This window comes from Streptomyces inhibens (assembly GCF_003389455.1).
GTDB lineage: Bacteria > Actinomycetota > Actinomycetes > Streptomycetales > Streptomycetaceae > Streptomyces > Streptomyces inhibens.
On sequence record NZ_QUAC01000373.1, the window covers coordinates 1 to 6,288 of the forward strand.

6 protein-coding genes and 2 tRNA genes are annotated in these 6,288 nt (G+C 71.3%); 7 read left to right on the forward strand and 1 reads right to left on the reverse strand.

Translation table 11 applies throughout. The annotated features are described in order from the left end of the window. The 6 genes from DY245_RS34785 to DY245_RS34810 form a co-directional block, all read left to right on the forward strand. The coding region (locus tag DY245_RS34785; RefSeq protein WP_147318410.1) for an LCP family protein at positions 1-1,361 on the forward strand (1,361 nt) is incomplete at its 5' end. A 257-nt stretch (positions 1,362-1,618) separates the two neighbouring features. Then, positions 1,619-2,053: a ribosome silencing factor gene (gene rsfS, locus DY245_RS34790; RefSeq protein WP_128511099.1), complete on the forward strand. Its 435-nt coding sequence runs from the start codon at positions 1,619-1,621 to the stop codon at positions 2,051-2,053. Beyond that, positions 2,050-2,703, forward strand: a complete 654-nt coding sequence (locus tag DY245_RS34795; RefSeq protein WP_128511101.1) for a histidine phosphatase family protein — start codon at positions 2,050-2,052, stop codon at positions 2,701-2,703. The genes rsfS and DY245_RS34795 overlap by 4 nt, the downstream gene beginning before the upstream one ends. Positions 2,704-2,827: 124 nt before the next feature. Then, positions 2,828-2,900, forward strand: a tRNA-Ala gene (locus DY245_RS34800). A 503-nt stretch (positions 2,901-3,403) separates the two neighbouring features. Then, on the forward strand, positions 3,404-3,652 hold the full coding sequence (locus tag DY245_RS34805) for a hypothetical protein (RefSeq protein ID WP_128511100.1): 249 nt from the start codon (positions 3,404-3,406) through the stop codon (positions 3,650-3,652). Between the two features lie 3 nt (positions 3,653-3,655). Further along, complete coding sequence (locus DY245_RS34810) at positions 3,656-3,889, forward strand: hypothetical protein (RefSeq protein WP_030413843.1); 234 nt, start codon at positions 3,656-3,658, stop codon at positions 3,887-3,889. A gap of 223 nt (positions 3,890-4,112) precedes the next feature. Here DY245_RS34810 and DY245_RS34815 read toward each other — a convergent pair whose 3' ends face one another. Then, a complete protein-coding gene (locus DY245_RS34815) occupies positions 4,113-5,483 on the reverse strand; it encodes a glycosyltransferase 87 family protein (RefSeq protein ID WP_181924007.1) in 1,371 nt (456 codons plus the stop codon). 152 nt (positions 5,484-5,635) lie between these two features. On the opposite strand from DY245_RS34815, the gene DY245_RS34820 reads away from it, so the two are divergent. Next, positions 5,636-5,708 (forward strand) — tRNA-Ala (locus DY245_RS34820). Positions 5,709-6,288 lie beyond the last annotated feature (580 nt).

Consider the following 6,288-nt stretch of genomic DNA (forward strand, 5'->3'; position numbering starts at 1 on the left):
GCCAGGACGGGCCGCCGCGGCCGCCCGCACAGCGCCGCGCCCCGTCGGCCGACATGGCGGAGCCGGAAGCCGCGGGCGGCGCCCCCGCGCCCTCCTCGGCCGGCCCGGAGTACCAAACCGAACAGTTCTCCTTCATCGAGGAGCCGGACGAGGACTCCGAAGACGTCATCGACTGGCTGAAGTTCACCGAGAGCCGCACCGAGCGGCGCGAGGAGGCCAAGCGGCGCGGCCGCAGCCGGATCGTCGCGCTGTCCGTCGTGCTGGCCCTGCTGGTCGCCGGCGGCGTCGGCTATCTGTGGTGGGCGGGCAAGCTGCCGGGCCTGGCCGGCCCGGACACCGGCAAGGCGGCCGCGGGCGGCGGCCAGAAGCGCGATGTCCTCGTCGTACATCTGAGGGACACCAGGACCGGGAACAGCTCCACGGCGCTGCTGGTGGACAACGAGACCACCCACAAGGGCACCACCGTCCTCCTGCCCAACAGCCTCGTCGTCTCCAAGGACGACGGCACCACCACGACGCTCGCCAAGTCCGTCAAGGACGACGGCGCCGAGCCGACCCGGGACTCCCTCAACAGCCTGCTGGGCGCCGACCTCAAGGCCACCTGGCGGCTGGACACCCCCTACCTGGAGAACCTCGTCGAGACCGTCGGCGGGATCACCCTCGACACCGACGCCACCGTGCCCGGCGCCAAGAAGGGCGCCTCCCCGGTGGTCAAGCAGGGCCGCGCCCAGGACCTCAACGGCCAGGCGGCCGTCGCCTACGCCACCTACCGGGCGGCGGGCGAGAACCAGATCAGGCAGCTGCAGCGCTTCGGCCAGGTCATGCAGGCCACCTTGAAGAAGGTCTCCAGCGACGCCGACGGCGCCACCGCCACCGTCAAGACGCTGCTCCAGGTGCTCGACCCGCCGCTCACCGAGGCCCAGCTGGGCAGCTCGCTGGCGCAGCGGGCGGAGCTGGCCAAGACCGGCGCGTACCGCACGACCCTGCTGCCCGTGCAGACGAACGGCACGCTCAGCCCGACCGCCGCGGCGAGCGTGGTCAAGGACGTGCTCGGCGGCACGGTCAAGAAGGCCGCCCCCGACGCCACCGCCCGGGTCGCCGTCCGTAACGCCACCGGCAATGCGCGCGCCACCGGCAAGGCGCAGGTCGCACTCGTCAACGGCGGCTACAGCTTCGTCGACGACGGCACCGACAGCGCGGCCAGGACCACGTCCCAGGTCACCTACGCGGACGCCGCCCAGAAGGCGAAGGCCGTCGAGGTCGCCAAGACGCTGGGTCTGCCGGCGGGCGCGGTCAAGCAGGCCAAGGGCGCGGGGAACGCCGACGTCACCGTGGTGCTGGGGCAGGACTACAAGGGCTGAGCGACGCGGCGAGCTCGGCCCCCGACAACGGGGCCGAGCAGCCCCCATCACGGCGCTGACCAGGCCGAATGCCGGAACCGGCCCATGGGAGGAAAACCCCGGCGGGAGTGTCGGCGGTCCGTGAGACCCTTGAGGGGTACTTGACCGCCGATCCGGTTGCCCATGGGGGACTGCGGCGCGCGCCGCGGCTGAGCCGAGCGCCACCCGCCCCTGCCCCCGCCGGCCGGAGAAGCTGCCCCCGACCCGGAAAGCCGCTTGTGACCGCCACGGACCGTTCCATCGAGCTCATCAACGCCGCCGCCCAGGCCGCGGCCGACAAGCTCGCGCACGACATCATCGCGTACGACGTCAGTGACGTCCTCTCGATCACCGACGCCTTCCTGCTGGCGTCGGCGCCCAGCGACCGCCAGGTCAAGTCGATCGTCGACGAGATCGAGGAACGGCTCAGCAAGGAGCTCGGCGCCAAGCCGGTCCGCCGCGAGGGCGACCGCGAGGCCCGCTGGGTGCTGCTCGACTACATCGACATCGTGGTGCACGTCCAGCACAGCGAGGAGCGCGTGTTCTACGCGCTTGAGCGCCTGTGGAAGGACTGCCCCGAGATCGACCTCCCCGAGGAGGCCAAGGCCACCCGCGGCAAGGCCGCCGCGCACGCCCAGGCCACGACGGGCGAGCAGGACGGAGAGCTGCTCTGAACGGCACCAAGAGCGCCAGGGGGCGCCGCATCGTCCTGTGGCGCCACGGCCAGACGGCCTGGAATCTGGAGCGCCGCTTCCAGGGGTCCACGGACATCGAACTGACCGAGACGGGCTTCGGCCAGGCGCGGCGCGCGGCCCGGCTGCTCGCGGCCCTCAGGCCGGACGCCATCGTCGCCTCCGACCTGCAGCGGGCCGCGGCGACGGCGCGCGAGTTGGCCGCCCTGACCCGGCTCGACGTGACACATGACGCGGCCCTGCGGGAGACCTACGCGGGCTCCTGGCAGGGGCTGACCCACGACGAGATCCTCGCGCAGTACGGCGAGCAGTACACCGCGTGGAAGCGCGGTGAGCCGGTGCGGCGCGGTGGCGGCGAACTGGAGACCGAGGTCGCCGACCGGGCCGCCCCGGTCGTGCTCAACCACGCCGACAAGCTGCCCGAGAACGGCACCCTGGTCGTCGTCAGCCACGGCGGCACGATCCGGACCACCATCGGGCGGCTGCTCGGCCTGGATTCCCACCACTGGGAGGGTCTGGGCGGGCTGTCGAACTGCTGCTGGTCCGTGCTGGGCGAGGGTGCGCGCGGCTGGCGCCTGTTGGAGCACAACGCCGGCACCCTGCCGGAGCCGGTGCTCGGCGACGACGACTAGGACGCGTCCCGGCCCCGCCGGGCGGCCCCGACCGACCGGATTTCACATCTGGGCAGGTCGCAGGCTAAAGTTCTTCTTGTTCGCGGCGCCGCCGGGGGAAACCCGGGGGAGCGGAACAAGACCCGGGGCTATAGCTCAGTTGGTAGAGCGCCTGCATGGCATGCAGGAGGTCAGGAGTTCAATTCTCCTTAGCTCCACAATCCGGATGATCCCGTCTCCTCATGGAGGCGGGATCTCTGCGTTATCGGGCCCGTCCTGCAGCGTACTGCCGGGCCCGCGGCGGACGTTCGTGCGGCGCTGCGGGGGCCGGGCCGGCGTTCAGGGACGGCGGGTCCGGTACTGGCGGCGGGGGCTGGGTATATGCCGTGTATGTCGGTTCCGGCGTGGGCCTCGATTTCGCCCACAGCGCCAATCTCGCCGCCGCGTTGGGGTCGTACGCAAGGAGCGCGTGGTGGATGCGCGCGGTCCTGCGGTGACCGCCAACCGGGTCGGACTGCTGCTGGGTGCCGCGTTTTTCGGGACACTCTTCCTGAAATCGGCCGGCTCAGGCCGGGGCGGACGCGCCCTCGCGGGCACTGTGGGTGCCTGACGGGCACCGCGTCCGTCGGCCGGGCTCGCCGGGGTGGCGCGAAGACGGGCCTGACCCGGTGGGCGGTCCGTGGCAGAATCGGACGGCGCCGGCAGGGGAGGAGAGATCGCGATGCCCACGAGCATCCTCGAGAAGGTCGATGACCTGCTCGAAGTGGCCGAGGCGCGGGGTTATGACTGGCTGCCGGAATATGCGCTCCGCTTCACCTGCCCCGTTGACGGTCCCACGTTCCCCGGCAGCGGTAGCAAGGGTTCCGCTCTGCAGTGCCCTTCGTGTGGCTCGTCCCATGTCGCACAGGTGCTGGGCGACAACGGAGGAGTTTCCTTCGTTTGTACGGCCTGCGGCCACAGTTGGAGCTGATGGATGGGCGCCCACAGCAGGAAATGTGACTGGTGCGGCAGCGGCACGCCGATCGTCCGCGACATGGAACCCGTCAACACCGACTATCAGTACTGGTGCGAAGAGTGCGCCCGCGCCCTGGTCATAAAGGGCGACCCCATCGAGACCTACCGGGAACTCGACGGGGAGCCGATCTATGGGCGGCTGCTGGACGAGCACTGCACACTGAAGCGTTTCTACTCGTTCGCCACGGCCTGAGCAGAGTCGTTTCGTCCGGCTCTTTCCGCCTGATGTCTTTTCAGTTGTCGCGGGCTCCTGCCGTAACTGCGCCGGGCGCCCCGGGCGTTGTGGTGAAGGGCGGACGGCGACCTCTCAACCCCGCAGCGCGGCCGTAGGGTTCACGTCCGCGGTCGTAGGGTTCATGTCCGTGGCGTAGGGCTCATGTCCGCGCTCGTACGGTGCATGTCCGCGGGCGAACGGTTCACGTGGCGCTGCCGCCGCCGGCCGGGCCGGACCCACCGGCAGGCCCCCGCCGCCGGCCGAGCCGCCACAGCCGGGCCCCCGTCAGCGCCAGTACGGCCAGCCCCGCGATCGGATAGACGCCGGAGAGCAGCATCTGGGCGCCGTTCTGGTGCAGTTCCTCGTGGTGGTGCCAGCGGTGCGGCACCCACCACAGGGCGAACGAGCAGAACAGCAGGCCCAGCGTGGCGGTCGTCGCCCACCAGCGGCGGGCGGCCCTGCCGCTGTGGCGGAGCGCCTCGGACCCGAGCAGGATCAGCACCGGTACGGCCCACACCCAGTGGTGGGACCAGGAGATCGGGCTGACCAGGAGGGCGGTCACCGCGCAGGCGACCGCGGCCCAGGCGCGCCCCCGGCCTTCGGCCGTGGGTTCCCCCACCCCGCGCAGCAGCGACCCGGCCGCCAGCGCCAGCCCCAGGACCGCGGTCAGGCCGGCGACCACGACCCAGGCGGTGCCCGGGTCGTGGCTGTGCAGCAGCCGGGCGAGGACGCCGCGCAGCGACTGGTTCGCGGTGATCTCCACCTCACCGACCCGGTCGGCGGCGAACACGATCTCGGTCCAGAAGCGGTACGAGTCGCGCGGCAGCGCGAGCGCGGAGAGGAGAGCGGTGGCCAGGAACGTGGCGGTCGCCACAGCGGCCTGTCGCAGCCACGGGTTCCATGCGGCGCGCGCCCCCGCGCCGGAGCGGATCAGCCGCGCGGCCCGGACGGCGCCGGCCAGTGCCAGGAACACGGCGAACAGCGCCGGGGTCAGCTTGAGACCGGCCGCGATACCGATGCCGATGCCCGCGAGACGGTTGGTGTCCTTGCGGGTCAGGTCCCACAGGACCAGTACGGCGACCAGGAGGTTGATCTGGCCGTAGCGCAGCGTCGTCCAGACCGGCTCGCACCACACCAGCAGCGCGGAGAGCGCGAGGGTCGCGGCGGGCCGGGGCAGCCGCAGGGGCTGGCCGACCAGGCGCAGTGAGAGGTGCACCACGGCGACGAGCAGCAGGAGGTTGCCGGCCGTGGCCAGGGTGCGCATCGCCGGGACGCCGAGGAGGGTGAGCGGGGTGAACAGCAGCGCCGCGAAGGGCGGATAGGTGTTGGGCAGATGCGCCGAGGTCGCCACCATGTCGTAGAGGGACTCGCCGTTGCGGACGGTGAAGCCCTCGGCGCGGTAGACCATGAGGTCGATCATCGACACATGCGCGAGGCGCTGCGCGACCCAGAAGGCGGTGAAGGAGACCAGGCAGGCGAGGGCCGCTGCGGGGACCGGGTGCCGGCGGACGAGGCCCCTGCCGGGGTGGGCGCCGCCGGGTTCGGTGGACCCTTCCAGCTCCAGCGCGGTCACGGCGTTCGGCTCCCCAGGACGAATCGGGCACGGATGGCCGACAGTACCGTGCGTCGCACCGGAGGGCCCCCGGCAGAACGATTTGGCAGAAGCCGGGGAGGTCCGTGTAATGTAGGCGATGCCGCAGCGGGGAACCGGGCGGAACAAAATCTGGGGCTATAGCTCAGTTGGTAGAGCGCCTGCATGGCATGCAGGAGGTCAGGAGTTCAATTCTCCTTAGCTCCACAAGAACAGAGCAGGCCGTCCGTTATGGACGGCCTGCTCTGTCGTGCGTATACGGTGCCGGGGGTGGGGTCGTCCGTCGTGGCCTGTGGTCGTGGGGGCGGAGGGTGGTGGCCGCAGTGGTCGCCGGTGGCGGCCGCGGCGGGCCGTGGCGGTCTGTCCTGGCCGCGGTGTTGCCGTTCCGGATCAGGGCGGTTCCTGCGGGGTTGCGCTGATATTCGGTCAGCAAGTCGTCCGCTATGGCGAGTTGGCTGTTCGCTCCATGCCCATTCCTGACCAGTCCTTGCCGTTCCTTGGGCTCTTCTTGGTGATCGCATGTCCCTGACATGAACGGTTCACCGAAAGAGTGGCGAATCGCGTGAGCGTCACATCCAACGCATTCACCGCTCGTGAGGTGCTGTGCACCGGCGCCCCGGCGCAGCGCGGCACCCCGCAGCGCACCGCATCGCCACAGCAGGGGGTTACATGAGATCAAGCCGCTCCAGATCACTGCGCGCCCGCGCCGGTCTGGCCTGGGCAGCGACGCTGCCGCTGGTCGCCGGCGCGCTCGCGCTCGGCGCGCCCGCCGCCGACGCCGCGGGCC